The 25,021-nt window shown below is 71.1% G+C and carries 25 protein-coding genes; 9 read left to right on the top strand and 16 right to left on the bottom strand.

From position 1 onward, the window contains the following. The coding region (locus GUY60_RS12565; RefSeq protein WP_161696981.1) for a Stk1 family PASTA domain-containing Ser/Thr kinase at nt 1-605 on the top strand (605 nt) is incomplete at its 5' end. A gap of 90 nt (nt 606-695) precedes the next feature. On the opposite strand, the gene GUY60_RS12560 is transcribed toward GUY60_RS12565, so the two are convergent. From GUY60_RS12560 to pdhA, 9 genes are all read right to left on the bottom strand, one after another. Then, entirely contained in the window at nt 696-1,241 is a 546-nt protein-coding gene (locus GUY60_RS12560; RefSeq protein ID WP_161696979.1) for a bacterial proteasome activator family protein, read from the bottom strand. A gap of 142 nt (nt 1,242-1,383) precedes the next feature. Further along, nucleotides 1,384-1,884 carry a hypothetical protein gene (locus tag GUY60_RS12555; RefSeq protein WP_161696977.1) on the bottom strand — a complete coding sequence of 167 codons (501 nt, stop codon included), beginning with the start codon at nt 1,882-1,884 and terminating at the stop codon, nt 1,384-1,386. 189 nt (nt 1,885-2,073) lie between these two features. Further along, nucleotides 2,074-3,051 (bottom strand): NAD(P)H-quinone oxidoreductase, encoded by a 978-nt coding sequence (locus GUY60_RS12550; RefSeq protein ID WP_161696975.1) that lies wholly within the window; start codon nt 3,049-3,051, stop codon nt 2,074-2,076. A gap of 147 nt (nt 3,052-3,198) precedes the next feature. Then, on the bottom strand, nt 3,199-4,308 hold the full coding sequence (locus tag GUY60_RS12545; RefSeq protein ID WP_312866276.1) for a potassium channel family protein: 1,110 nt from the start codon (nt 4,306-4,308) through the stop codon (nt 3,199-3,201). Next, nucleotides 4,296-5,978 (bottom strand): molybdopterin molybdotransferase MoeA, encoded by a 1,683-nt coding sequence (locus GUY60_RS12540; protein ID WP_161696973.1) that lies wholly within the window; start codon nt 5,976-5,978, stop codon nt 4,296-4,298. Before GUY60_RS12540 ends, GUY60_RS12545 begins: the two co-directional genes overlap by 13 nt. A gap of 23 nt (nt 5,979-6,001) precedes the next feature. Beyond that, on the bottom strand, nt 6,002-6,922 hold the full coding sequence (locus GUY60_RS12535) for a DUF6457 domain-containing protein (protein ID WP_161696971.1): 921 nt from the start codon (nt 6,920-6,922) through the stop codon (nt 6,002-6,004). Between the two features lie 188 nt (nt 6,923-7,110). Beyond that, complete coding sequence (locus GUY60_RS12530; RefSeq protein WP_161696969.1) at nt 7,111-8,646, bottom strand: dihydrolipoamide acetyltransferase family protein; 1,536 nt, start codon at nt 8,644-8,646, stop codon at nt 7,111-7,113. Beyond that, the gene (locus tag GUY60_RS12525; protein WP_161696967.1) at nt 8,646-9,671 is read right to left on the bottom strand and encodes an alpha-ketoacid dehydrogenase subunit beta; all 1,026 of its coding nucleotides are present in this window, start codon (nt 9,669-9,671) and stop codon (nt 8,646-8,648) included. The genes GUY60_RS12530 and GUY60_RS12525 overlap by 1 nt, the downstream gene beginning before the upstream one ends. Next, the gene (gene pdhA / locus GUY60_RS12520) at nt 9,668-10,786 is read right to left on the bottom strand and encodes a pyruvate dehydrogenase (acetyl-transferring) E1 component subunit alpha (protein ID WP_161696989.1); all 1,119 of its coding nucleotides are present in this window, start codon (nt 10,784-10,786) and stop codon (nt 9,668-9,670) included. Before pdhA ends, GUY60_RS12525 begins: the two co-directional genes overlap by 4 nt. A gap of 289 nt (nt 10,787-11,075) precedes the next feature. On the opposite strand from pdhA, the gene GUY60_RS12515 reads away from it, so the two are divergent. After that, nucleotides 11,076-11,594, top strand: a complete 519-nt coding sequence (locus GUY60_RS12515; protein ID WP_246234827.1) for an Lrp/AsnC family transcriptional regulator — start codon at nt 11,076-11,078, stop codon at nt 11,592-11,594. Nucleotides 11,595-11,649: 55 nt separating this feature from the next. On the opposite strand, the gene GUY60_RS12510 is transcribed toward GUY60_RS12515, so the two are convergent. Then, entirely contained in the window at nt 11,650-12,243 is a 594-nt protein-coding gene (locus GUY60_RS12510) for a TetR/AcrR family transcriptional regulator (RefSeq protein WP_161696965.1), read from the bottom strand. Further along, nucleotides 12,240-13,751 carry a 3-hydroxyacyl-CoA dehydrogenase gene (locus GUY60_RS12505; protein WP_161696963.1) on the bottom strand — a complete coding sequence of 504 codons (1,512 nt, stop codon included), beginning with the start codon at nt 13,749-13,751 and terminating at the stop codon, nt 12,240-12,242. The genes GUY60_RS12510 and GUY60_RS12505 overlap by 4 nt, the downstream gene beginning before the upstream one ends. A gap of 123 nt (nt 13,752-13,874) precedes the next feature. On the opposite strand from GUY60_RS12505, the gene paaN reads away from it, so the two are divergent. Continuing rightward, nucleotides 13,875-15,566, top strand: coding sequence for a phenylacetic acid degradation protein PaaN (gene paaN / locus GUY60_RS12500; protein ID WP_161696961.1), 1,692 nt, complete (start codon nt 13,875-13,877; stop codon nt 15,564-15,566). 94 nt (nt 15,567-15,660) lie between these two features. Here paaN and GUY60_RS12495 read toward each other — a convergent pair whose 3' ends face one another. From GUY60_RS12495 to GUY60_RS12485, 3 genes are all read right to left on the bottom strand, one after another. Beyond that, complete coding sequence (locus GUY60_RS12495) at nt 15,661-16,431, bottom strand: TrmH family RNA methyltransferase (protein WP_187369994.1); 771 nt, start codon at nt 16,429-16,431, stop codon at nt 15,661-15,663. 63 nt (nt 16,432-16,494) lie between these two features. Further along, nucleotides 16,495-17,844 carry an HTTM domain-containing protein gene (locus tag GUY60_RS12490; RefSeq protein WP_161696959.1) on the bottom strand — a complete coding sequence of 450 codons (1,350 nt, stop codon included), beginning with the start codon at nt 17,842-17,844 and terminating at the stop codon, nt 16,495-16,497. After that, nucleotides 17,841-18,602, bottom strand: a complete 762-nt coding sequence (locus GUY60_RS12485) for a DUF5819 family protein (RefSeq protein WP_376771211.1) — start codon at nt 18,600-18,602, stop codon at nt 17,841-17,843. The genes GUY60_RS12490 and GUY60_RS12485 overlap by 4 nt, the downstream gene beginning before the upstream one ends. Nucleotides 18,603-18,741: 139 nt before the next feature. On the opposite strand from GUY60_RS12485, the gene paaA reads away from it, so the two are divergent. From paaA to GUY60_RS12455, 6 genes are all read left to right on the top strand, one after another. After that, entirely contained in the window at nt 18,742-19,731 is a 990-nt protein-coding gene (gene paaA, locus GUY60_RS12480; protein WP_161696955.1) for a 1,2-phenylacetyl-CoA epoxidase subunit PaaA, read from the top strand. Continuing rightward, entirely contained in the window at nt 19,728-20,018 is a 291-nt protein-coding gene (gene paaB / locus GUY60_RS12475) for a 1,2-phenylacetyl-CoA epoxidase subunit PaaB (protein WP_161696953.1), read from the top strand. The genes paaA and paaB overlap by 4 nt, the downstream gene beginning before the upstream one ends. Continuing rightward, nucleotides 20,015-20,770 (top strand): 1,2-phenylacetyl-CoA epoxidase subunit PaaC, encoded by a 756-nt coding sequence (paaC, locus tag GUY60_RS12470; protein ID WP_161696951.1) that lies wholly within the window; start codon nt 20,015-20,017, stop codon nt 20,768-20,770. The genes paaB and paaC overlap by 4 nt, the downstream gene beginning before the upstream one ends. Beyond that, nucleotides 20,764-21,267 (top strand): 1,2-phenylacetyl-CoA epoxidase subunit PaaD, encoded by a 504-nt coding sequence (gene paaD, locus GUY60_RS12465; protein WP_161696949.1) that lies wholly within the window; start codon nt 20,764-20,766, stop codon nt 21,265-21,267. Before paaC ends, paaD begins: the two co-directional genes overlap by 7 nt. Then, nucleotides 21,267-22,349: a 1,2-phenylacetyl-CoA epoxidase subunit PaaE gene (gene paaE, locus GUY60_RS12460; RefSeq protein ID WP_161696947.1), complete on the top strand. Its 1,083-nt coding sequence runs from the start codon at nt 21,267-21,269 to the stop codon at nt 22,347-22,349. The genes paaD and paaE overlap by 1 nt, the downstream gene beginning before the upstream one ends. A 158-nt stretch (nt 22,350-22,507) precedes the next feature. After that, the gene (locus GUY60_RS12455) at nt 22,508-23,647 is read left to right on the top strand and encodes an acyl-CoA dehydrogenase family protein (RefSeq protein ID WP_161696945.1); all 1,140 of its coding nucleotides are present in this window, start codon (nt 22,508-22,510) and stop codon (nt 23,645-23,647) included. Nucleotides 23,648-23,684: 37 nt separating this feature from the next. Here GUY60_RS12455 and GUY60_RS12450 read toward each other — a convergent pair whose 3' ends face one another. Both GUY60_RS12450 and GUY60_RS12445 read right to left on the bottom strand, forming a co-directional pair. Beyond that, on the bottom strand, nt 23,685-24,032 hold the full coding sequence (locus GUY60_RS12450) for a rhodanese-like domain-containing protein (RefSeq protein ID WP_161696943.1): 348 nt from the start codon (nt 24,030-24,032) through the stop codon (nt 23,685-23,687). Nucleotides 24,033-24,117: 85 nt separating this feature from the next. After that, complete coding sequence (locus GUY60_RS12445) at nt 24,118-24,930, bottom strand: hypothetical protein (protein WP_312866274.1); 813 nt, start codon at nt 24,928-24,930, stop codon at nt 24,118-24,120. Between the last annotated feature and the right edge of the window lie 91 nt (nt 24,931-25,021).

The raw sequence follows: 25,021 nt of genomic DNA, 5'->3' as shown, positions 1-25,021 counted from the left end.
GCGCTCCCGCCCCGACCCCGGCTCCTGGGTACGGCTACCCGCAGCAGGGCGGGTACCAGACCCCGGCGCCCGCCAACTTCGCCCCGCAGCAGGGCGGCCCCGGCACCCCGCCGCCGTACAACCTGCACCCGCAGCAGGCCAACACGGCCGCGGGCCGTCCCGCCGGCGGCAAGAGCAACACCCCGGTGATCGTCGGCTCCATCGCGGCGGCCGTGCTCGCCATCGGCGGCCTCATCACAGCCATCTCCATGAACGGCGATGACCCGAAGCCGAAGGCCAAGGAGACCCCCGCCACCGAGGAGGTCGCGGGTCACAAGGGTCCGGACAAGACCAAGACGATCGAGCTCACGGACTGCACCGACCCGCGTGAGAGCTTCTCGGACCCGTCCAAGCGGACCCTGCCGAGCTTCGAGTACCGGTACATCGACTCGGTGAAGGAGTGCATCCAGAAGGGCGGCTGGAAGTACAAGATCATCACCACCGACGAGAACACGTACGGCGAGGGCACGGTGATGAAGCAGTACCCCGAGCCCGACTCGGACTTCGACCCGGACAGCCCGCCCACCATCCAGCTCGAGGTCTCCACGGGGGACCCGGCGCAGTAGGTCGTTGACGTCTCACGCGAAGGAGCCCGGTTCGCCGCTGTCGTGCGGTGAGCCGGGCTCCTTCGCGTTCGTTCGTCAGGGGAGACGTCCCTAGAGGTACGGACCGCCGGTACGGCCCGCGTGCGGGTGCTCGTCGTCGTCCTCGTGCCCGCCCACACCGGGCGGCAGCGCGCGGCGCATCTGCTCCAACTGTGCGCGTGCCGCCATCTGCTGGGCGAACAGCGTGGTCTGGATCCCGTGGAAGAGGCCCTCGAGCCAGCCCACCAACTGCGCCTGCGCGATCCGCAGTTCGGCGTCGCTCGGCGTCACCTCGTCGGTGAACGGCAGCGAGAGCCGCTCCAGCTCCTCGACCAGCTCGGGCGCGAGACCGTCCTCGAGCTCCTTCACGGAACTCGCGTGGATCTCCTTGAGCCGCACCCGGCTCGCCTCGTCCAGCGGTGCCACGCGTACTTCTTCGAGCAGCTGCTTGATCATGCTGCCGATGCGCATGACCTTGGCCGGCTGCTCGACCATGTCCGTCACCGGAATCTCACGGGACTCGTCGTCACCGCCTCCACCGCCGAGGGCCATTCCGTCCTGGCCCACGACCAGGACCTGCGGGCTTTCCTGCGACCTGTCGTTCCTCGGCATTTCCATGCGGCCATTCTCTCGCACACCTGCTTCCCACCAGGGTGGTGCCCCGCCCGGTCACTGATCCACCCTGATGGGGCCCAAGGATCTCCACGGGCTGCGTCAGTACGGGGGTGGGCGCGACCGCGGTGGGCTCGGCCGGGCGGGTTCAGCCACGGCGCAGGCGGAGCGCGAGGAAGGCCAGGCCCAGGCCGATGAGGAGCAGGCCCAGGCCGAGCGGCAGCACCCGCAGCAGCGGCCCCTCGTTCCCCGGTACGGTCTGCTCCGCCGCCTCCCGCGCGGCATCGGCGGCGGGCGGCGGTTCGGTACGCGCCGGGCTCGGGGAGGCCGGTGCGTTCGGCTCGTCCGGCTTGCTGGGCGGCTTCGGACGTACCGGGTGCGCGGGTGGGACGACGTGCTTGCCGCCCAGCCTCTTCACGGGTTCCGGCTGCGTCCGGCCCGGCCGCACCCGCCCCTCACCGGCACGGCTGCCGGCGCGGGACTCCTCCGGGGACGGGCTGGACGACGCGGGCGAGGCGGTCGCCGGAAGCGTGTGCGCGTACGCCCGCTCCACCACGTACCCGGATCCTCCCGGCACCGTCGCGACCGGCACAGCGAGGAGCGCCAGCAGTCCGGCCGTACGCAGTCGCGAGCGGAGCCGTGGAGTCACGCCGGGGCCCCTTCCCGGTGCCGAGTCGCCGAGGTCGATTTCCGTCAGCGTCACACGGGGCAACGCCTCGGGCATCTCGGACGACGCCCACCGGGTCACGGGGGCGGGGTCGGTACCGGGTCGAGGGCCGGGCGGGGGCGGACTGAGGGTGAGCGGGTCAGGGGGTCAGGGGGTCAGGGGGTCAGGGGGTCAGGGGGTCAGCAGGACCTTGCCGACGTTGCCGCTCTCCTCCAGGACCCGGTGTGCGGCCGGGGCCTCGCTCATCGGCAGGGTCCGGTCGACGACCGGCTTCACATGGCCCCCCGCGATCAACGGCCACACGTGCTCACGTACCGCCGCGACGATCGAGGCCTTCTCGGTGAGCGGGCGGCCGCGCAGCGATGTCGCGGTGACGGCCGCACGCTTGTTGAGGAGCGCGCCGAGGTTGAGTTCGCCCTTGACGCCGCCCTGCAGGCCGATGACCGCGAGGCGACCGTTCACGGCGAGCGCCTTGACGTTCCGGTCCAGGTACTTGGCGCCCATGATGTCGAGGATGACGTCCGCGCCCGCCCCGTCCGTGGCCTCGCGGAGCTCCGCCACGAAGTCCTGCTCGCGGTAGTCGATCAGGATGTCCGCGCCGAGCTCCGCGCAGTGCTGGAGCTTCTCCTTGCTCCCCGCCGTCACCGCGACCCTGGCGCCGACCGCCTTGGCCAACTGGATCGCCATGGTGCCGATGCCGCTCGCCCCGCCGTGCACCAGGAGCGTCTCGCCGGGGCGCAGGTGGGCGATCATGAACACGTTGGACCAGACCGTGCAGGTCACCTCGGGCAGCGCGGCCGCCGTGACCAGGTCGACGCCCTCCGGCACAGGCAGCAACTGCCCTACGGGAACGGCGACTTTCTCCGCGTACCCACCGCCCGAGAGCAGAGCGCACACCTCGTCACCGACCGAGAAACCGCTCACGCCGGGACCGAGCGCGACGACCCGGCCCGAACATTCGAGACCGGGGTACGGGGACGCGCCGGGCGGCGGGTTGTAGAAGCCCTGGCGCTGGAGCAGGTCGGCGCGGTTGACGGCACTCGCCGCCACCTCGACCAGGACCTCGCCCTCGCCGGGTACGGGATCGGGGACCTCGGCCCAGACAAGCGCCTCGGGACCGCCGGGTTCGGGGATCGTGATCGCATACATGGCCGCGAGGCTACTCGCCACCGCCCGAAACGCTCCCGCTCGGTCGCGCGCACTGCTCCTGCTCGTTCCTGCCCGGTGCTGCTCGTTCCCGCTCGGTCCTGCTGATCCTTCGGCCGGCCTTCGGCTGATCCTTGGGCCGGCCCCCGGCTAGTCCTTGGGCAGCGGCCGGAGGTCCGGTACGCCGGTGACATGGCCCGGCGTGGCCCGCACGATCGTGATCAGACGGTCCGTCAACTGCAGCTTCCCGACCGCCGGATCGTCGTATCCGAGCAACCTGTGCCCGCGTACGACGCTCACCACCAGGTCCTCGGTCTCTCGCGCGCCCATCCCCACCTCGGCCTTTATCACCGGCCGTTCGACCAGATCGAGGCCGCTGCCCTGCTGGATCAGGTCCTCCATCACCGTGCCCGCGCTCGGGCTGAGCACCGACAGGCCGAGCAGCCGTCCGGCCGCGCTGGCGCTGGTGATCACCGCGTCGGCGCCGGACTGGCGCAGCAGCGGGGCGTTCTCCTCCTCGCGCACTGCGGCCACGATCTTCGCGCCCCGGTTGAGCTGGCGCGCGGTCAGCGTGACCAGGACCGCCGTGTCGTCCCGCTGGGTCGCGATCACGATCTGCCGGGCCTTCTGCGCCTCGGCACGCAGCAGTACGTCGCTGCGCGTGGCGTCGCCGACGACCCCCACGAAGCCGTCGGCCGTGGCCGCCTCGATCACCTTCGCGCTGGGGTCGACGATGACGATCTGCTCCGTCTTCAGACCCTTGGCGATGAGGGTCTGCATGGCCGACCGGCCCTTGGTGCCGAAGCCGACGACGACGGTGTGTTCACGCAACTGGGACCTCCAGCGGTTCAGCCTGAATTCCTCGCGGGTGCGCTCGGTCAGGACCTCGAGGGTCGTGCCGACGAGGATGATCAGGAACAGCACGCGCAGCGGCGTAATGACGAGGATGTTGACGACCCGGGCGATATCGCTGGCGGGCACGATGTCGCCGTAGCCGGTGGTGGAGAGCGTGACGGTCGCGTAGTAGAACGCGTCGAGCAGGTCGACCTTGCCGTCGTTGTTGTCGTTGTAACCGTCACGGTCGGCGTAGACGATGAGGGCCGTGGAGATCAGCACGAACAGTGCCATCGCCAGACGTCTGGCGACCTGCCGCAGCGGGCGTTCAACCACGCGCTTCGGCAACTTCACCTGGGCGGTGACCAGATGCTCGTCCGCCTGACGGGCCATGGCGTCATGGCCGGGCAGTTTCACGTGAAACACCCTCCCGCGCTGTCCACGCTGTCCCCACTGTCCGTGTCCTTCGCCGTACGGCCCGCCGCGCGGTCCGTAGTGCGGTCCGTGGTGCGGTTCGCCGTCCCGCTCCGGCTGCCCGCGCTGTCCGGATCCAGGCCTTCCAGTGGCAGTGTCCACGGCAGGTCGAGGATCTCCAGCTCCTGGCCGGGCTTCGCCCCGCCGGGCGGCACCACGGCGAGGCCGTCGGAAGCGGCGATACCGCGCAGCATGGCCGGACCGTTGTAGTGCAACGGCACAGCGGCCAACTGCGGTTCCGCACGCAGTACGACGGGCACGAGCCGGGTGTCGTGCGGGTGGCCGTGGATCTCGTCCCTGGTGGGGGCGAGATACGGCTCCGGAGCGATCCGCCCGGAAAGCGTACGCAACACGGGTTCCGCCAGTGTGAGCAGCCCCGAGACCGCGGCCAGCGGATTGCCGGGCAGCCCGACCAGATGGCGTCGCTCGTCGAGCCGGGCGAGAAGCATCGGGTGTCCTGGACGCACCTGCACGCCGTCCACGAGGAGTTCGGCGCCGAGCACTTCCAGCGTGGGGTGCACATGGTCGACCGGCCCGGACGCGGTGCCTCCGGTGGTGATCACCAGCTCGGCCGGCGACTTCGCCACGGCCTTGCGTAGCGCCTTCGCGTCGTCCCCGAGCCTGCGCACGGCGATGACCTCGGCGCCGAGCCCGCGCAGCCACGACGGCAGCATCGGCCCGAGCGCGTCCCGGATCAGGCCCTCCCGCGGCAGCCCCTCGGTCAGCAACTCGTCGCCCAGGACCAGCACTTCGACCCTCGGCCTGGGGACGACGAGCAGCGTGTCGTACCCCGCGGCCGCCGCGAGGCCGAGCACGGCGGGGGTCACGGGGGTCCGCGCGGGCAGCAGGTGATCGCCGCTGCGGCACTCCTGACCGCGCGGCCTGATGTCCTGACCGTGCATGACCTCGCGCTGCGGGTGCAGCCGCCCCTGGCTGTCGGTACGGCCGTGCTCGCTGCGGATCACCGCGGTGACCTCGCGCGGGACCCGGGCGCCGGTCGCGATCCGGACCGCCTCGCCGTCGCCGAGCGCGGTCGTACCCGAGTGTCCCGCGAGCACACCCTCCGCCCGCACCTTCCAGGGCCCCGGACCCGCGACCGCCCAGCCGTCCATCGCCGAGGTGTCGAACGACGGCAGGTCGGTCAACGCGGTGAGCGGCGCGGCGAGCACCAGGCCGAGCGCCCGGTCCAACGGCACGGCCACGGGCGTACGGCCGGCCCCGCTACCTGAACTGCCCGTGCCGCGCGGGGTGTCCGGACGGGCGCCCGGTGCGGCCGCGGCCTTCGCCGCCCGTGCCACGACGGCCTCGGCCGCACGCCCCGCCACGGCGCGTGCCCTCGGCCACGGGGTGGCCCGGTGCCGGTGTGAATGCTTCTGCTGGTGCTGTTGCTGTTCGTGCTGCTGGTCTTGCTGTTGGTGCTGTTGGTGCTGTTGGTGCTGTTGTTGGCGGGGGGCTTCGTGGGGCGTTCCGCCGGTGTGGCTCACGGACGCCTCCCGGACCAGGGCCAGGGCCTCGTCGACGTCCTGCTCGTGGTCGACGCCCCGGCCACGCCCCGCGGACGCTCCGGTTCCATGCCTGTCGCCCCGGTCGCTCCGGTCGTCCCTGCCGGCCCTGTCGCTCATCTCGTTCAGCCCTCGGGGCCCGGTCATCCCGCGCCCGGCGCGTCATCGGGCCCGGAAGGCTCGGCTCCGGAAGGACCGGCTCCGGCGGGCGTGCCCTCGTCGGGCTTGTCCTCGTCCGCCCAGCGGTTGGCGAGCGCCGCGGCCTTGCGCGCCGCCTCGGCCACGGCTTCGGGGCCGCCCTGCGCCCGTGCCGCCGCGTACCCCACGAGGAACGTGGTCAGCGGCGCCGCGGGACGTGCGACCCCATGTGCGGCGTCGCGCGCGAGGTCCAACAGCAAGCCGGTGTCGACGTCCAGGTCGATGCCCAGTTCGTCCTTGACTGCGGTGATCCATTCATCCAGCACGTGCTCATGCTCCCTGATGCGTGCGCGGGCTTCGGCGATGTCCTCCCAGGTGTCGCAGTCGAACGCGGCACGGGAGTCGCCGGGTTCGGTGACCCGGGTGAGGGTGAGGGCGCCGGTGAGCCGCCGCAACGGCAGGCCACCGAGTCCACCGTGCTCGGTGGTGAGCCGGTCGACGCCACGGCGCAACGCCTCGGTCCGGTACGCGGCGACCAGCATCTGGTCGCGCCCGTCCCGGTCCACGAACACCGCACCGTCCGCCGCCCGCTCCGCGTCCAGCGCGTCGAGCAGCAGCCGCACGGTCTCCGCCCCCAGGAACGGCAGATCGGCGGAGAGTACGAGCACGGTGTTCGCCGTCGTCGCCCGCAACCCGGCCCCGAGCGCGGCCAGCGGACCACCGCCGGTCGGCTCCTCGCGCGTCCAGACCACCGGCCGTGCGGTGGGCCTGCGCTCGGCCACGACCACGGTCACGGCCGCGTCGGCACACGCGGCGAGCACCCGGTCGAGCAGCGACCTGCCGCCGACCCGCACACCGGGTTTGTCGACACCACCGAGCCGCTTGGCGGCGCCACCAGCGAGCACGACGGCGTCATACGAGGTCATCCACCGAGTATGGCCGTACGAGCGATCAATGCCACCCCCGCGTACGGCCCGTCCGTCACAGGACTTCCGTCACACCGCCCGTGTCACCCGTCCGCCCCCTGTCCCCGTTGAACCTGCATCCCCTCAAGTCCCCGTCGCCACACGCCTGGACATCGCCACACGCGTGGCCGTCGCCACACGCGTGGTCGTCACAGCGTGCGCAGCAGCACCGCCGGCTGTTCCACGCAGTCCGCGACGTACCGCAGGAAGCCGCCCGCCGTGCCGCCGTCACACACCCGGTGGTCGAAGGTGAGCGACAGCTGAACGACCTGACGTATCGCCAGCTCACCCTGGTGCACCCATGGTTTCGGGATGATGCGGCCCACACCGAGCATGGCCGCCTCCGGGTGGTTGATGATCGGCGTGGAGCCGTCGACGCCGAACACGCCGTAGTTGTTCAGCGTGAACGTGCCGCCGGTCAGCTCGGCCGGGGTCAGCATCCCGCTTCTGCCCGCCTCGGTGAGCCGTGCGAACTCCGCGCTCAGCGACTCCGCGTCCCGCGCGTGGGCGTCGCGGACCACCGGGACGACCAGGCCGCGCTGCGTCTGCGCCGCGAACCCGAGGTGCACCGCGTCGAACCGGACGATCTCGCGCGCTTCCGTGTCGACCGTCGCGTTCAGCTCCGGATACCGGGCCAGCGCCGCCGTGCAGATACGGGCGAGCAGCGCGATCAGGGAGATCTTTCCCGCGGCGGACGCGTGGCTGTTCATGGCCGCGCGGGCGTTCATCAGCTCCGTGGCGTCGGCGTCCACCCAGCAGGTCGCGTCCGGGATCTCGCTGCGGCTGCGGGAGAGCTTGTCCGCCACCGCTCCACGCACCCCGCGCAGCGGCGTCCGGGTCTGCCCGGCGGCCGGTGCCGTCACTTCCGGGTGGGCGATCTCCTGCGGAACGGCGCGCTCGGCGGCCCGCACCGCGTACTCGACGTCGGCGCGCAGGATCAGTCCGTCCACCCCGGACCCGGTCAACTCCCGCAGATCCAGGCCGTGTTCCTTCGCCAGCCTGCGGACGAGCGGCGAGATCACGGGCACCGGGCCGTCGTCCCGCGCGGGTGCCTGCGCCGCGCCCGGCGCGTACGCGGGCTTCGGCGGTGCGCCGGGGACCTTCGGGGCGCCCGCCTGCGGTGCCGGGGCAGCCGGGGCCGGTGCGCTTTCGGGCTCCGAAGCGCGCGTACTCCCAGGCGCCTGCGCCGAGTTGGCCGCACCTCCGGATCCCGGACCCCGCGTGTGCGTACCGCGGGCCACGGGTCCCGTGCCCGCGTTCGGCGGCCGTACCCTGCGGCGACGGGCCGGGGCCGCGCCCGTGCCGTAGCCGACGAGGACGTTCCCCGACGTTTCCGAATCCGCCGATGCCGCCGTTCCGCTCTCCTCGCGCGCACCGGCCGTACCGGACCCCGCGCCCCCTGAGTCGGGGGCATCCGTGGCGGGTCCGTCCGTGGCCGCCGCGCCGACCGCGACCGTCAACAGCGGGGAGCCGACCGGCAGTTCCGATCCCTCCTCGCCGAAGCGGGCCGTGACCACGCCCGCGTAGGGACACGGCACCTCGACCATCGCCTTGGCCGTCTCGACCTCGACCACCGGCTGGTCCACGGCGACCACGTCACCGACCGCGACCATCCAGCGGACGATCTCGGCTTCCGTGAGTCCTTCGCCCAGGTCGGGCAGCGCGAACTCGAAGACCTTCGCCATCAGCTGTCCCCCTCCCACTGCAGCCGTGCCACCGCGTCCAGGATGCGGTCGACGCCCGGCAGATGGTGCCGCTCGAGCATCGGTGGCGGATACGGGATGTCGAAGCCGGCCACCCTCAGCACCGGCGCCTGCAGGTGGTGGAAGCACCGCTCGGTGACCCGTGCGGCGATCTCCGAGCCGGGTCCGCCGAAGCCGCCCGACTCGTGCACGACCACCGCGCGTCCGGTGCGACGCACCGATTCGCACACCGTCGCGTCGTCGAAGGGCACCAGCGAACGCAGGTCCACCACCTCGAGATCCCACCCCTCCTCACGCGCGGCCTCCGCGGCCTCCATACAGACCGGAACGGAGGGGCCGTACGTGATGAGTGTCGCGCTCCGCCCGGTGCGGCGCACGACTGCCCTGCCTATCGGTTCAACGGTCGAAGGGGCGTCCGGGTTCCAGGAATCCTTCGACCAGTAGAGCCGCTTGGGCTCCAAGAACACCACGGGGTCGTCGGACGCGATCGACGCGCGCAGCAGCCCGTACGCGTCGGCGACCGTGGCCGGAGTGACGACATGCAGACCCGGCGTCGCCATGTAGTACGCCTCGGAGGAGTCGCTGTGGTGCTCGACCCCGCCGATCCCGCCGCCGTACGGCACCCGGATGGTGATGGGCAGGGGCATCGCGCCCTTCGTGCGGTTCCGCATCCGCGCCACGTGCGAGATCAGCTGCTCGAAGGCCGGGTAGGCGAAGGCGTCGAACTGCATCTCCACGACCGGCCGCAGCCCGTACATCGCCATGCCCACGGCCGCGCCCAGAATGCCCGCCTCCGCGAGCGGGGTGTCGGTGCAGCGGTCCTCGCCGAACTCCTTGGCAAGCCCGTCGGTGATGCGGAAGACCCCGCCGAGCGCGCCGACGTCCTCTCCCATCACATGCACGGCCGGGTCCGCGGCGAGCGCGTCCCGCAGCGCGCGCTGCAGCGCCTGCGCCATGGACGCGGGCTTCACCGCCGTCGTGCTCGGCTGGTCCGCCACGGTGGTCATCGCTCGGCCTCCGCTTCCAGTTCGGCGCGCAACTGTGCGGCCTGCTCGCGCAGTTGGGTGGTCTGCTCGGCGTACACATGGGTGAACAGGTCCATCGGGTCGAGGACCGGCTCCTCGTTCATCCGGTCGCGCAGCTCGGCCGCGAGCGCCTCGGCGGCGTCGTACGCGCTCTGCCTGCGGGCGTCGTCGAGGAGTCCGCGTTCGGTCAACTCCCGCTCCAGGAGGGTGATCGGGTCGTGCGCCCGCCAGGCCTCCACTTCGCCGGCACCGCGGTACCGCGTCGCGTCGTCGGCGTTGGTGTGCGCCTCGATGCGGTACGTGACCGCCTCCACAAGGGTCGGACCGCCCCCCGCACGCGCGTGCCGCACGGCGTCGCCGATGACCTCGTACACCGCCGCCGCGTCGTTCCCGTCGACCAGGCGGCCCGGCATTCCGTACCCGACGGCCTTGTGCGCCAGCGAAGGAGCGGCGGTCTGCTTGGCCAGCGGCACGGAGATAGCGAACCCGTTGTTCTGTACGAGGAAGACGACGGGCGCCTGCCACACCGCGGCGAAGTTCAGCGCCTCGTGGAAGTCGCCCTCGCTGGTGCCGCCGTCGCCCACCATGGCGAGCGCGACCACGTCATCGCCCTTGAGCCGGGCCGCGTGCGCGAGGCCCACGGCGTGCGGGAGTTGGGTGGCGAGCGGGGTGCACAGCGGCGCGATGCGGTGCTCGTGCGGGTCGTACCCGGTGTGCCAGTCGCCGCGCAGCAGCGTCAGGGCCTGGACGGGTTCGAGGCCGCGGGCGACAGCGGCGAGCGTGTCGCGGTAGCTGGGAAAGAGCCAGTCGCGCTCCTCGAGTGCGAGCGCCGCGGCGACCTCGCAGGCCTCCTGCCCGGTGCTCGACGGGTAGACGGCGAGGCGGCCCTGCCGGGTCAGCGCCGTCGCCTGCGCGTTGTACCGCCGGCCGCGCACCAGCTGGTCGTAGAGCTCCAGCAGCAGCGCGGGGTCCGCCTTCTCGGCCGCGTCGGTGCCCAGGACGCGGTACGGCCGGGGGTCCGGCAGCAGTGGGGCGGGATCCGTGCGGGGTGTCCAGGCGGGCGGCGGGCTGGGCGAAAGGGTCCCCCGCTGCTCCATGACCGGGCTGTGGTTCTTCACCGCGTGCACCTCCTCGATCAAGGGGGTCGGCGCAAAGCGCCTCGAATGTCTCGGCTGTCTTCGCTGTCCCGGCTGTCCCGGCCACTTCGGATGTGAAGTACGGACGGGAACGGGCAGAGACGTGAGAGGCACGGCTGGGTGGTGCGCCTCCCTACCGATTGTTCGGTCGTCGGCACATTTTGGCTACAGGCACCTCCAGGCTGTGGACAAACGGTTCTCCACAGCCTGGGATAGATGCATTACGTCCATGGTAGGGAGGCGGGGGGACATGGCACCTGAACGAATGGCCGAGCCGGAATACGAGGGTCCGGTCGACGAGCCCGCGCCGCCTCCGCCCCCGCCGCGCCCTCTGGACGCCATCGACCGGGACATCCTGCACATGCTGCAGACGGACGGTCGCGCCTCGATACGCTCCGTGGCCGACCATGTCCATGTCTCGCGGGCCAACGCGTACGCCAGGATCAACCGGCTCATCGAGGACGGCGTGATCCGCGGATTCGGGGCGCGCGTCAATCACGAACGCGCCGGGCAGGGCGCCTCCGCGTACATCACGCTCAAGATCGTGCAGAACTCCTGGCGCACCGTCCGCGAGCAGCTCAAGGCACTGCCTGGCGCCGCCCACATGGCACTGGTCAGCGGCGACTTCGACGTGCTGCTGCTTGTGCACACGCCGGACAACCGCACCCTGCGCGAACTGGTCCTGACCCGGCTGCAGTCGATCCCCGAGGTGCTGAGCACCCGGACGCTCCTGGTCTTCGAGGAGACGGATCTGGAACCCGAGGCCTAGGGGAAGGGGAAGGGCTAGGGCTCAGCCCTGCCGCCAGGCGCCCGCCAGTCCTCCGTCAGTCCTCCGTGCGCAGCCCGGCGAACGCCAACTGCACCACTGCGTCGGCGATCTGCTCGCCGTCCATGCCCTTGCCGCCCGGCCGGTACCACTCGACGATCGAGTTGATCATGCCGAACAGCAGCCGGGTGGCGAGCCGGATCTCGACATCCGCGCGCAGGTCGCCGTCCGCGACAGCCGCCTTGAACAGCGCGGCCACCTGGTGGTCGAACTCCCTGCGGCGCTCCATCGCCCACTGCTCGGTCGTGGTGTTCCCACGCACCCGCAACAGCAGGGTGACGTACGGAAGTTCAGCCGTGAGGACGCCGACCATGCGCCGGGTGACGTGCTCCAGGCGGTTCACGGCACGCCCCTCGCGCGCGTGCTGCTCGTCGAGGATGGCGAACAGCCCGTCCAGGGCGCGGCTCACCGCGCGGCGCAGCAACTCCTCCTTGCCGGCCACATGGTGGTAGATCGAGGACTTGGAGATTCCGGCCGCCTTGGAGAGGTGCTCCATGGAAGTGCCGTCATAGCCACGCTCGTTGAAGACCCGCACGGCCACGGCGAGCAGCGTCTCCGGCGTGTACGTGTCGCGTCTGGGGGCGGTACTCATGGGCGGACCGTTTCTTCCTGGGCGTGGACGCGGCGGCGCAGGCCGAGGCTGGGGGCGTAGCGGCCGGTCGGCTGCTGGTCGTGCATGCGGGACAGCAGGCCGTGCAGCCGCTCGAGGCCGACGCGCTCGCCCCACTCCAGGGGGCCGACGGGATAGTTCACACCGAGCCGCATGGCCGTGTCGATGTCGGCGGCGCCCGCGACGTCGCGGTCCAGGGCGTCGAGCGCGATGTCGAAGATCATGGCGACCGTGCGGGCCACGATCATGCCGGGCACGTCGGCGACCTGGACGACCCGCTTGCCGAGCGCCTGGAAAAGCCCGGTGGCCTCACTCAGCGCCGCCTCGGACACGGTCAGGGACGGCGCGAGGGCGATGAGCCCGGCCTTCTCGTAGTCGAGCGCGAGGTCGAACTGGACCGCGTCTCCGTGGCTGCTCGCCAGGGTGCCTTCGGTGGCGGGGACGAGCCGCGCCCCACAGGGAAGGCCGATGAACGGCCACTCCGACGCTTCCCTGCGCACCGATATCCCGCTCTTCTTGAAGAGGTCCACGAGCGGCTCGGCGGGCCCCAGGTCGCCGTGCACGGTCACCTCCGCGGGGGCGGGCGCCGCCTCACGCAGAGCCGGGGCCGGGCGCTCGGCGCCGTCCTCGTAGCCGTACCAGCCCCGTCCGGTCTTGCGGCCGAGACGGCCGGATTCGACGAGCCTGCGCTGCGCGAGGGACGGGGTGAACTTCGGGTCCTGGAAGAAGGACTCCCATACGGAGCGGGTCACCGCTTCGTTGACGTCCTGGCCGATCAGGTCTGTCAGTTCAAAGGGGCCCATTTTGAAACCGCCGCACTCCCGCAGGACGGCGTCGACGGTGGCCGGGTCGGCCACGCGCTCCTCGTACGCGCGCAGCGCCTCCGCGTAGAAGGGCCGGGCGACCCGGTTGACGATGAACCCCGGGGTGTCGGCGCAGCGGACCGGGGTCTTCCCCCAGGCCTTCGCCGTGTCGTACGCGCGCGTGGCGGCCGCCGCGTCGGTGGCGAAGCCGCTGACGACCTCGACGAGCGGGAGCAGCGGAGCGGGGTTGAAGAAGTGCAGGCCGACGAAGCGTCCCGGCCGGTCGAGTCCGCCCGCGATGGCGGTGACGGACAGCGACGAGGTGTTGGTGGCGAGCAGACAGTCAGCGGGAACGACGGCTTCCAGTTCGCGGAACAGGGCCTGTTTCACGTCGAGTTGCTCCAGCACCGCCTCGACGACGAGACCGCAGTCGGCGAGTTCCGCGAGGCTTCCGGCCGGCGTCAGGCGCGCCTGTGCCTCGTGGCGCGCGTCGGCGGACAGCCGGCCCTTCTCGACGAGCCGGTCGAGGCGCCCGGTGACCGCGGCGGCCGCCTCCGCGGCACGGCCGGGCACGGCGTCGTAGAGGCGCACAGGGTGTCCGGCGAGCAGGGCCACCTGAGCGATGCCCTGGCCCATGGTGCCGGTGCCCACGACGGCTACGGGGCGTGTGCGGTCGAGTGCTGTCATGCTCGCGATCCTCCCGCATGGGTTGTCCACAGGTCCGGCCGGGCCTCTTGTCCCGACCGATCGTTCGGTTACTCTAACTCTGTCCTCCTGTCCCAGCCCAGCTCGACGAGGAGTTGGTCCTCCATGGCCGCCGAAGTCTCCGCGCAACTGCTCATCGAAAAGCACCGGCCCACCCTCGACCAGGCACTGGAGACGATCCGTACGCGCGCGTACTGGTCTCCGCACCCCGAACACCCCAAGGCGTACGGCGAGAACGGCACCTTGGACGCGCCCGCGGGCAAGGCCGCCTTCGATGCGCTCCTGAACACCCGTATCGACCTGGACCAGCCGGGCACGGACGGCTGGACGGGCGGTGAAGTCTCGCCCTACGGAATCGAGTTGGGCGTCGAGTACCCGCACCCGGACCCGGACGTGCTGCTGCCCGCGATGCGCGCGGCGATGCCGGCCTGGCGCGACGCGGGCGCGGAGACGCGCGCGGTGGTCTGTCTGGAGATCCTGGCGCGGATCAGCGCCCGCACGCACGAGTTCGCGCACGCGGTCATGCACACCAGCGGCCAGGCCTTCATGATGGCGTTCCAGGCGGGCGGCCCGCACGCCCAGGACCGCGGCCTCGAGGCGGTGGCGTATGCGTACGCGGAACAGGTCCGCACCCCCGCCGCGGCGGACTGGAGCAAGCCGCAGGGCAAGCGCGACCCGCTGAACCTGCACAAGCAGTTCACGCCCGTACCGCGCGGTATCGCCCTCCTGGTGGGCTGCAACACCTTCCCGACGTGGAACGGCTACCCGGGCCTGTTCGCCTCCCTCGCCACCGGAAACCCGGTCCTGGTCAAGCCGCACCCACGCGCGGTGCTGCCGCTCGCCCTGACCGTGCGGGTCGCCCGCGAGGTGCTCACCGAGGCGGGCTTCGACCCGAACCTGGTGGCGCTCGCCGCCGAGCGCCCCGGCGAGGGCCTCGCCAAGTCCCTCGCCGTGCGCCCCGAGGTCCGGATCATCGACTACACCGGATCCACCGCCTTCGGCGACTGGCTGGAGTCCAACGCCCGCCAGGCGCAGGTCTACACGGAGAAGGCCGGGGTCAACACGGTCATCGTCGAGTCGACCGACGACTACAAGGGCATGTTGGCGAACCTCGCGTTCTCCCTCTCGCTGTACAGCGGCCAGATGTGCACCACCCCGCAGAACCTGCTGATCCCCGGCGACGGCATCACCACCGACCAGGGCCCGAAGTCGTACGACGAGGTGGTCACCGACCTCGCGGGCGCGGTCGACGCCCTCCTCGGTGACGACGCCCGCGCCAACGCCCTGCTCGGCGCACTGGTCAATCCCGATGTGAAGGCCCGCCTTGAAGCGGCCGCCGGTCTCGGCGAAGTCGCCCTGGCCAGCCGGGAGATCAGCAACCCCGAGTTCCCCGGCGCCGTGGTGCGCAGCCCGCTCATGGTGAAGCTCGACGGCACCAAGCCCGACGCCGACGCCCCGTACCTGGAGGAGTGCTTCGGCCCGGTCTCCTTCGCCGTCGCCGTCGACTCGGCGAGCGACGCGGTGGAGCTGTTGCGGCGCACGGTCCGCGACAAGGGCGCCATGACGGTCGGCGCGTACTCCACGTCGCCCGAATTCGAGCACCTGGTGGCTGAGGTCTGCCTGGAGGAGTGCGCCCAGCTCTCCCTCAACCTCACGGGCGGGGTGTACGTGAACCAGACCGCCGCGTTCTCCGACTTCCACGGCTCGGGCGGCAACCCGGCGGCCAACTCGGCGCTGTGCGACGGCGCGTTCGTCGCCAACCGCTTCCGGGTGGTGGAGGTCCGCCGGGGGGCGTGAGCACGCGCGCGTGGTGCCGGGCGCCGGTCGCCCGGCACGCGTGGCGCGCGTGGTGGCCCGCTACAGCCGTGCGGCTCGCGCGGGCGGCTGAGCGTCACATGGGCGCGGGTCGTCCCGAGGACGCCGACCAGTGGAAAAGCGCCATGCCCACGCTGGTCGCCAGGTTGTAGCTGGACACCTGCGGGCGCATCGGCAGGGCGATCAGCTCGTCGGCGCGGTCCCTCAACTCGGCGGAGAGGCCTGAGCGTTCGGAGCCGAAGGCGAGCAACGCGTCGTCGGGCAGGGTGACCGACCTGATGTCCTTGCCCTCGGGGTCGAGCGCGTAGACCGGCCCCGCGGGCAGCTCGTCGACCGCGAGCCGTTCCACGGCCGTGGCGTAGTGCAGCCCCGCGGCGCCTCGTACGACCGTGGGGTGCCACGGGTCGAGGGCACCCGTGGTGACCACCCCGGTGGCCCCGAAACCGGCCGCGAGGCGGATCACCGCGCCCGCGTTGCCGAGGTTGCGGGGGTTGTCGAGGACCACGACAGGCGCCGCGCGGTGCGCCTGCCCGAGGGCGTCGAGGTGGCCGGCCCGCTCGGGGCGCAGGGCGAGGGCGGCGATCCCGGTGGGGTGCGCCCTCGGCACGAGCCCCCGCAGGACCTCGGCCGGCACTTGCACGGCGAGTTCGGCCAGGCGCTCACGGACGTCCGGGGCGAGCTCGTCGGCGAGCACCAGGCCCGCCGCCTTGTCGCTGGTGAGCACGGCCGGTACGCGCGCGCCGAAGCGCAGCGCGTGCTTGAGCGCGTGAAATCCGTCGAGCAGGACGGCCGTGTCGCTCAGCGCGCGCCAGCGACGTACAGAACCGTCCACGTCATCCGCACTCATGCCGTGCAGCCTACGGGGCTGTCGGCGCCCCTCCGCGTACGGCCCGGCGCCCCGCAGCGGGCCTCAAGCGCGCGGCGTGAACCCTCGCTGCGGCGACCGCTCCTCGGCTCCCTCGTCGTCCGGCCCGTGCACCTCATCGCTGCCGTCAGGCCCGTACACCCCGTCGCTGCCACTGCCTCGGCCGCTGCCACTGCCGCTGCGCTGCCCCGGTACGTCCCGCGTCCGCGCCAACAGGCCACCACGCGCGCGTGCCGCCCATCCGCCGACCCTGCGCAGGAAGCCGGTCGGCAGGAACACCGCGTCGGCCACGATCATCGCGAGCGAGAAGAACGGCAGCCCGAGCAGCACGGCGATCATCGCGTGCTCGAAGATCATCGCGGCGAGCAGCACGTTCTTCACGCGACGGTTGAACAACGTGAACGGGAAGGCGACCTGCACGATGACCGTGCCGTACGTGATCAGCAGGACCGCCGTGCCGTTGGCGGACAGCAGTTGGGACAGGGCCGGCCAGGGCGAGAAGTAGTCGAGGTGCAGCGGGTAGTAGGCCGCGGTGCCGTCCTGCCAGCGGCTGCCCTGGATCTTGTACCAGCCTGCGGTCGCGTAGATCAGGCACGCCTCGACCATGATCACGAGCAGGGCCGAGTTGTGCAGCAGGTTGGCGACCACGTCGAAGAGCGTGCGTAGCTGCGAATCCGGCGCGTTGCGGCCGAGCAGCCACCACACACCGTGCGCCAGCCAGATCGTCCAGAAGATCAGCGCCCAACCCCAGGTGAGCACGCCAAGGAGGGTCGATACGGACAGGGCGAGCCCGAGCACCCACCACAGGACGGGCCCGATCCGGTCCCGCACGGCGGGCACCGGTGCAGCGGCCGGCGCCTCGCCCGGTACAGCGTCCGGTTCGGGAAAACGCTCACCACGCGCGCGTGCCGCACGGGCAGCCCGGCGGGCGTCCAGGGACCACACCTGACCGCAGCGCGTCAGGACCAGGTACATCGCCATCAGGTGGATGACGTTGTCGCCGCCGTCACCGACGAACACGCTGCGGTTGAGGACCGACAGGGCGCCCACCATGAACAGCACGGACATCGCGCGCGTGCGCCAGCCCAGCATCAACAGCGCGCTGCTGACGATCGCGAGACCGTAGACGCACTCGAACCAGAACCGCCCGTCGCTCCACATCAGCGCCGTGAAGGCCTCGTTGTCCGAGATCAGGCGGTGCGCCAGGTCCCAGCTCCAGGGACCGTCGGGCCCGTACAGCTCATGCCGGTTGGGGAGTTCGCGGAGCAGGAAGAACAGCCAGGTCGCGGAGAACCCGATCCGGATGAAGGCCGTCTGGTACGGGCCGAGCGCCGCGGAGGTGACCTTGCCGATGCCCCGCGAGAGCACTGCGGCCGGGCGGTCGAAGCGGTTCACCGGTCACGTACCTCCATGTCCTGGGACGTGACGGTCCACCAGGGCAGCTGGCGGATCACGGGCTTGCTGTCCAGCTTCTCGCCGCTCCAGGACGGTGGCTGCACATTGGTGGTCACGGACCTGACCTGCACGTGCAGCATGTCCTCGGCGGGCTCGTCGCGGCCGATCCGCAGGACCACGATGCGGCGCAGGTACTCCTCGGAGAGCTCGCCGCGCATGCCGTTCGGCCGGTTCCGGGTGTCGTGCGTGGAGGCGTAGTAGTCCCAGGCGCGGCGCAGCTGGTTCTGCTGTGTGTGGCTGGGCAGCAGGTTGCCGTCGATGGCCGCGCCGTCCTGTGCGGACAGCCCGTGCCAGCCGGTGTGCCGGACCTTGCCGTCCGCGGTACGCAGCTTGGCCCTGGCCTCGACCGCGATGTTCTGCTGCAGCGGATTGGGGGCGAACAGCTTCCAGTTCTGCTCGAACTCCGGGTAGACCCACTCGTCCACCGCCGCGCCATGCCGCTTGGACACCGTGTTCGCGGGCGCCACGTGCAGAAAGACCATCGCCAGATGTACGCAGGTCGCCACGGCCAGCAGCGCGAGCACCAGGGCCGCCGCGACCTGGTACGGAGGGGAGAGCGCGGCGATACCGGTGCGGCGTTCGGACGGCTGTCCGCCGGCACCGCAGCCCTGCTCGTACCCGTCCATCGCGCCCCGTTCCCCGTGCCCGCCCGCTGATTCGCCACCGGAACCGTACTCAGCCGTGCCGCCCGCGCACAGCGGCCGTGAGGTTATCCACAGGGTTGACACCGTACGGCCGCCGGTCCCACCATTGAAATCGACGAACCGAACGATCGGTCGGGAGATGGATCAAGGTAGTGGCGCCCGCCGCGACCTGGGACGGCAAAGGGGGCCTGGCATGACGACGGTGACCGCACAGGACCGGACCGCTGCATTCGACGCCGCGGTCGCCGCGGACGAGCGCATCGAACCGCGCGACTGGATGCCCGATGCCTACCGAGCGACACTCGTCCGGCAGATCGCCCAGCACGCCCACTCCGAGATCATCGGCATGCAGCCCGAGGCGAACTGGATCACTCGCGCCCCCTCGCTGCGCCGCAAGGCCATCCTCATCGCCAAGGTCCAGGACGAGGCCGGACACGGCCTGTATCTGTACAGCGCGGCGGAAACCCTCGGCACCAGCCGCGAAGAGCTCCTCGACAAGCTCCACTCCGGCCGCCAGAAGTACTCATCGATCTTCAACTACCCGACGCTGACCTGGGCCGACGTCGGCGCCATCGGCTGGCTCGTGGACGGCGCCGCCATCACCAACCAGGTCCCCCTCTGCCGCTGCTCCTACGGGCCGTACGCACGCGCCATGGTCCGTATCTGCAAGGAGGAGTCCTTCCACCAGCGCCAGGGGTACGAATCGCTGCTCGCCCTCAGCCGCGGCACCCCGGCCCAGCACGCGATGGCGCAGGACGCGGTGGACCGCTGGTGGTGGCCGTCCCTGATGATGTTCGGCCCGCCCGACGACGAGTCGGCGCACTCCGCCCAGTCCATGGAGTGGAAGATCAAGCGCCACTCCAACGACGAGCTGCGCCAGCGCTTCGTCGACATCTGCGTCCCGCAGGCCGAGGCACTCGGACTGACGCTGCCCGACCCGCAGTTGAAGTGGAACGACGAGCGCGGCCACCACGACTTCGGCCCCATCGACTGGACCGAGTTCCGAGAGGTCCTCAAGGGCAACGGCCCCTGCAACGACCAGCGCATCACCCAGCGCAAACAGGCCCACGACGAAGGCGCCTGGGTCCGCGAAGCAGCCGCGGCGTACGCGACGAAGCACGCCACACAGCGCCCGGCAGAACCCACCACAGCACGTACCGCACCCGGGGAGGCGACGGCATGACCGAATCGACCGACTGGCCGCTCTGGGAGGTCTTCGTGCGCTCCCGCCGCGGGGTCTCACACACGCACGCCGGCAGCCTGCACGCCCCGGACGCACAGATGGCCCTGCGGAACGCCCGCGATCTCTACACCCGCAGGAACGAAGGCGTCTCCCTCTGGGTCGTCCCCTCGACCGCGATCACCGCTTCGTCACCGGACGAGAAGGACTCCTTCTTCGAGCCCTCCGGCGACAAGCCCTACCGCCACCCGACCTTCTACGAGATCCCGGAAGGAGTGAAGCACCTGTGACCGCACCCACGAGCCCCACAAGCCCCACCACCACGGCCCCCGCGACCGCCGCCGCGGCCCTCGCCCTGGGCGACGACGCACTCGTGCTCTCGCACCACCTGGGGGAGTGGGCGGGCCACGCCCCGGTCCTCGAAGAAGAAGTCGCCCTGGCCAACATCGCGCTCGACCTCCTCGGCCAGGCCCGCATCCTGCTCTCCCTCGTGGGCGACGAGGACGAACTGGCGTATCTGCGCGAGGAACGAGCCTTCCGCAACCTCCAGCTCGTGGAGCAGCCCAACGGCGACTTCGCCCACACCATCGCCCGCCAGCTCTACTTCTCCACCTACCAGGCCTTCCTGTACGAGGAGTTGGCCCGCACCGACGGCCCGTTCACCGCGCTTGCCGCCAAGGCCGTCAAGGAAGTGGCCTACCACCGGGACCACGCCGAGCAGTGGACGCTGCGCCTCGGCGACGGCACCGAGGAGAGCCACCACCGCATGCAGCGCGCCGTGGACCAGCTCTGGCGGTTCACCGGCGAGATGTTCCAGCCCGTCGACGGCGCACACGACATCGACTGGCCCTCACTGCAGGAGAGTTGGCACTCCTCCGTCACCGAAGTGATCCGGGGCGCGACCCTGACCCTCCCCGAGGGACCCCGGGCAGACGCCTGGGCCGCGGGCGCGGGACGCCAGGGCCTGCACACCGAATCCTTCGGGCGCATGCTCGCCGAGATGCAGCACCTGCACCGCAGCCACCCGGGGGCGACATGGTGACCACCCCGCTCGAGTCCGCACTCGAAGACCGGCTGCGGGAGTTGGCCGGTTCGGTACCCGACCCCGAACTGCCGATGATCACGCTCGCCGAGCTCGGCGTGGTGCGCGGCGTCCGCATGCTCGCACCGCACAGCGTCGAGGTGGACCTCACCCCGACGTACACCGGCTGCCCCGCCGTGGAGGCCATGTCCGCGGACATCGAGAAGGTGCTGCACGACCACGGCATGGCCGACGTCACCGTCCGCCGCGTTCTCACTCCCCCCTGGTCCACGGACGACATCACCGCCGAAGGCCGCCGCAAACTCGCCGAGTCCGGCATCGCCCCACCCCGTGCCGGGGCCGCCTACGGACCCGTGCCGCTCACCCTGTCCGTGCGCTGCCCGCACTGCGGCTCCACCGACACCGAACTGCTCAGCCGCTTCTCCTCCACCGCCTGCAAAGCCCTGCGCCGCTGCGTGACCTGCCGTGAACCCTTCGACCACTTCAAGGAGTTGTGATGGCAGGCACCCCGGGCAGCACCGCCCGTTTCCACCCGCTCCGGGTCGCCGCGGTCGACCAACTCACCGACGACGCCGTGGCCCTGACCTTCGACGTACCGAGCGAGCTGCGGGACGCCTACCGCTACGCGCCGGGCCAGCACCTCGCCCTGCGTCGCCAGGTCGACGGCACCGAAGTCCGCCGCACCTACTCGGTGTGCTCCCCCGCGCTCACCCCCGAAGGACCGGAACAACTGCGGGTGGGAGTGCGCCTGGTCGAGGGCGGCGCCTTCTCCCCGTACGCCCACAAGGGCATCGCTGTCGGCGACGTCCTGGACGTGATGACACCCGCCGGTCGGTTCACGCTCCAGCCGCAGCCCGGTCACTACGCCGCGGTGGTCGGCGGCAGCGGAATCACCCCGGTGCTGTCCATCGTCTCGACACTCCTCGCCCGCGAACCGAAGGCACACTTCTGCCTGATCCGCAGCGACCGCACCGCCGCCTCGACGATGTTCCTCGAGGAGGTAGCCGACCTCAAGGACCGCTACCCGACCCGGTTCCAGCTCGTCACGGTCTTCTCCCGCGAGGAACAACAGGCCGGCGTGGTGACCGGCAGACTCGACGAGGAACGCCTCGTTCAGCTCCTGCCCGCCCTGCTTCCCGTGGACGACATCGCCGGATGGTTCCTGTGCGGCCCTCTCGGCCTGGTCCAGGGCACCGAGCGCGCACTGCGCTCCCTCGGCGTACGCAGAACCCGGATCCACGAGGAGATCTTCCACGTGGACGGCGGCGCCCCGGCCCCCGTACCGCCGGCGTCCGCGCCCACCCACAGCGCGGTGACCGCGACCCTCGACGGCCGCTCCGGCACCTGGCCGGTACGCGACGGCGAAGTCCTGCTCGACACAGTGCTGCGCAACCGCGCGGACGCTCCCTACGCCTGCAAGGGCGGCGTCTGCGGCACCTGCCGAGCGTTCCTGGTCGCGGGCGAGGTGCGCATGGACCGCAACTTCGCGCTCGAACCGGAAGAGACCGAAGCGGGCTATGTCCTCGCCTGCCAGTCCCACCCGACCACGGAACAGGTCGAGTTGGACTTCGACCGCTGACGCCACCGCACCCGACCGCACCAGGGGACGCCCCAACTGGAGGATCCGGAAGACCTGTTCCCTTCTCCTAGAACCTGTTCTATCTTGACGGTCCGTCAGACCCGGGTCCACCTACCGGAGGACCCACAGGACAGAGCCGGAGCTGGGAAGGACAGGCAGTGGACTTCACCTTCACCGAAGAACAACTAGCAGCCGTCGAAGCGGCACAAGCCGTCTTCGCCACGGCCGCACCGGACAGCGTGCCCAGCCCCGCCCTCACCCCCAGAGCCGTCGCCGACGACTTCGACCGCACCCTGTGGAACCACCTGACCCAGTCCGACCTGCTGAGCCTGCTCCTCGACACCGAACACGACGGAGCAGGCCTCGACGCCATCGCCCTCTGCCTCGTCCTGCGCGAATCCGCGAAGGTCCTCGCCCGCGTCCCACTCCTGGAAAGCAGCGCCGCCGCCTTCGCCGTACAGACCTACGGCAGCGAGCAGTTGAAGCAGCGCACCCTGACGGCCGGCGCCCGCGGCGAACTCGTCCTCACCGTCGCCGGCAACGGCCGCACCGGCCACGACCCGGCCGAACTCGCCGTCACCGCACAACAGAACCCGCACGACCACAGCTGGACCCTCGACGGCACCCAGACCGCAGTGCCCTGGGCACACAACGCCGACCTGATCCTGGTGCCCGCCCACACCGCCGAAGGCCGCACCGTACTCGCCGCCGTCCCACCCACCCACGACGGCGTGACCCTCGCCGAGCAGTACTCCACCAGCGGCGAACGCCTCGGCGAACTCCACCTGACCGCCGCCCGCATCCCCGCCGACGACATCATCGACAGCGACGGCGCCTGGGAGTGGCTACGGAACCTGCTCACCACCGGAACCTGCGCACTCGCCCTCGGCCTCGGCGAAGCCGTACTCGCCATGTCCAGCGAATACACCAGCAAGCGCGAGCAGTTCGGCTTCCCCGTCGCCACATTCCAGGCCGTGGCCGTACAGGCAGCCGACCGCTACATCGACCTCCGCGCCATGGAAGTCACCCTGTGGCAGGCGGCCTGGCGCATCGCCACCGCGAGCGACGGCGCCCTCCCGGCCGCCGGAGACATAGCGGTCGCCAAGATCTGGGCTTCAGACGGCGTACGACGCGTCGTACAGACCGCCCAACACCTGCACGGCGGCTTCGGCGCCGACACCGACTACCCGCTGCACCGCTACCACGCCTGGGCCAAACAACTGGAACTCTCCCTCGGCCCGGCAGCAGCCCACGAAGAAGCACTCGGCGAACTACTCGCCACCCACAGCCTCAGCTGACCGCGAGGGAAGCGAGCCGTCTCGTCAGCGCAGCGGCTCAGACCACAGCGCCGGGCTGCCCCTGGTCATCGACGACGGGGCGGCCCGAGACGGCCCACGCCTCCATGCCACCGGCCACATTCACGGCGTCGATGCCCTGCTGCACCAAATACATGGTCACCTGGGCCGAGCGGCCACCGGAACGACAGATCACATTGACCCGACCGTCCTGCGGCGCGGCCTCGGTCAACTCGCCGTAACGAGCCACGAATTCACTCATCGGAAGGTGCAACGCATCCGCAGCGTGACCCGCCTGCCACTCCTCGTCCTCACGGACGTCCAGCAGGAAGTCACCGTCCGCGAGCTCAGTGACAGCAACCGTGGGAACAGCAGATCCAAAAGCCATACCCCCGACGCTACCGGACCGCCCACACCCACCGAACCCGGGCACCGAACCACACGCGCCCCGCCAAGGGCGCAGGCCAGACCGACTAGCCGACGAGCCGCCCCAGCTCCGCCTCACGCTCGGCGACCTGAGCCAACAGCTGCTCCCCGATCTCCTCGAGCAGCCGGTCCGGATCGTCCGGCGCCATCCGCAGCATCGAGCCGATCGCGCCCTCCTCAAGATCCCGAGCGATGACCGCCAGCAGCTCCTTGCGCTGCGACAACCACTCGAGCCGCGCGTACAGCTCCTCGCTCTTGCTCGGCCGGTCCGCCTCCGACACCGGCCCGGCAGCCCACTCAACGGAGAGCTCCGTCAGCAGCACCTCGTCACCACGCCCATAAGCGGCATTGACACGAACCATGAACTCCTCGCGCCGCTCCCGCTCCCTGTCCTCCTGTGCGAGGTCGGGATGGGCCTTGCGGACCAGTTCGCGATAGAGCCTGCGCGCCTCATCGCTCGGGCGCACCCGCTCGGGCCCACGCACAGGCATCGCGGTCAGCATCGCCGACGCCTCCGGCGACAGCCCGTCGGAGTCGATCCACTCCTGGAACAGCTCGGACACATCGGGCATCGGCAGCACCCGGGCCCGCAGCTCCTGCGCCCGCCGTACGTCCTCGGCATCCCCGGTACGCGCGGCCTGCGCCTCAGCGATCTGCGCGTCCAACTCTTCGAGCCGCGCGTACATCGGACCGAGCTTCTGGTGATGCAGACGGGAAAAGTTCTCGACCTCGACCCGGAACGTCTCGACCGCGATCTCGAACTCGATCAATGCCTGTTCGGCGACCCGCACAGCCTGCTCAAGCCTGGCCTCGGGCCGCTCGTCATCCGGCCGGTTCACCGCGTCCTCCGGGTTCGTCACCCGCCCAGCCTACGGCCCACACCCACCCCCGACGCACGGTAGCCGGAGCGGGGGCGAACGAGCGGAGGGACGGGCTGCCGTGCGTCGGGGG

This window comes from Streptomyces boluensis (assembly GCF_009908195.1).
Classification (GTDB): domain Bacteria; phylum Actinomycetota; class Actinomycetes; order Streptomycetales; family Streptomycetaceae; genus Streptomyces; species Streptomyces boluensis.
This window is presented reverse-complemented; position numbering and strand designations above follow the sequence as displayed.

Bases quoted from the DNA above. Each gene is read 5' to 3' on its own strand.
- GUY60_RS12560 (WP_161696979.1), bottom strand. From the start codon at position 1,241: ATGGAAATGCCGAGGAACGACAGGTCGCAGGAAAGCCCGCAGGTCCTG.
- GUY60_RS12550 (WP_161696975.1), bottom strand. From the start codon at position 3,051: ATGTATGCGATCACGATCCCCGAACCCGGCGGTCCCGAGGCGCTTGTC.
- GUY60_RS12540 (WP_161696973.1), bottom strand. From the start codon at position 5,978: ATGAGCGACAGGGCCGGCAGGGACGACCGGAGCGACCGGGGCGACAGG.
- GUY60_RS12535 (WP_161696971.1), bottom strand. From the start codon at position 6,922: ATGACCTCGTATGACGCCGTCGTGCTCGCTGGTGGCGCCGCCAAGCGG.
- GUY60_RS12530 (WP_161696969.1), bottom strand. From the start codon at position 8,646: ATGGCGAAGGTCTTCGAGTTCGCGCTGCCCGACCTGGGCGAAGGACTC.
- GUY60_RS12525 (WP_161696967.1), bottom strand. From the start codon at position 9,671: ATGACCACCGTGGCGGACCAGCCGAGCACGACGGCGGTGAAGCCCGCG.
- pdhA (WP_161696989.1), bottom strand. From the start codon at position 10,786: ATGGAGCAGCGGGGGACCCTTTCGCCCAGCCCGCCGCCCGCCTGGACA.
- GUY60_RS12515 (WP_246234827.1), top strand. From the start codon at position 11,076: ATGGCACCTGAACGAATGGCCGAGCCGGAATACGAGGGTCCGGTCGAC.
- GUY60_RS12510 (WP_161696965.1), bottom strand. From the start codon at position 12,243: ATGAGTACCGCCCCCAGACGCGACACGTACACGCCGGAGACGCTGCTC.
- GUY60_RS12505 (WP_161696963.1), bottom strand. From the start codon at position 13,751: ATGACAGCACTCGACCGCACACGCCCCGTAGCCGTCGTGGGCACCGGC.
- paaN (WP_161696961.1), top strand. From the start codon at position 13,875: ATGGCCGCCGAAGTCTCCGCGCAACTGCTCATCGAAAAGCACCGGCCC.
- GUY60_RS12495 (WP_187369994.1), bottom strand. From the start codon at position 16,431: ATGAGTGCGGATGACGTGGACGGTTCTGTACGTCGCTGGCGCGCGCTG.
- paaA (WP_161696955.1), top strand. From the start codon at position 18,742: ATGACGACGGTGACCGCACAGGACCGGACCGCTGCATTCGACGCCGCG.
- paaB (WP_161696953.1), top strand. From the start codon at position 19,728: ATGACCGAATCGACCGACTGGCCGCTCTGGGAGGTCTTCGTGCGCTCC.
- paaD (WP_161696949.1), top strand. From the start codon at position 20,764: ATGGTGACCACCCCGCTCGAGTCCGCACTCGAAGACCGGCTGCGGGAG.
- paaE (WP_161696947.1), top strand. From the start codon at position 21,267: ATGGCAGGCACCCCGGGCAGCACCGCCCGTTTCCACCCGCTCCGGGTC.
- GUY60_RS12450 (WP_161696943.1), bottom strand. From the start codon at position 24,032: ATGGCTTTTGGATCTGCTGTTCCCACGGTTGCTGTCACTGAGCTCGCG.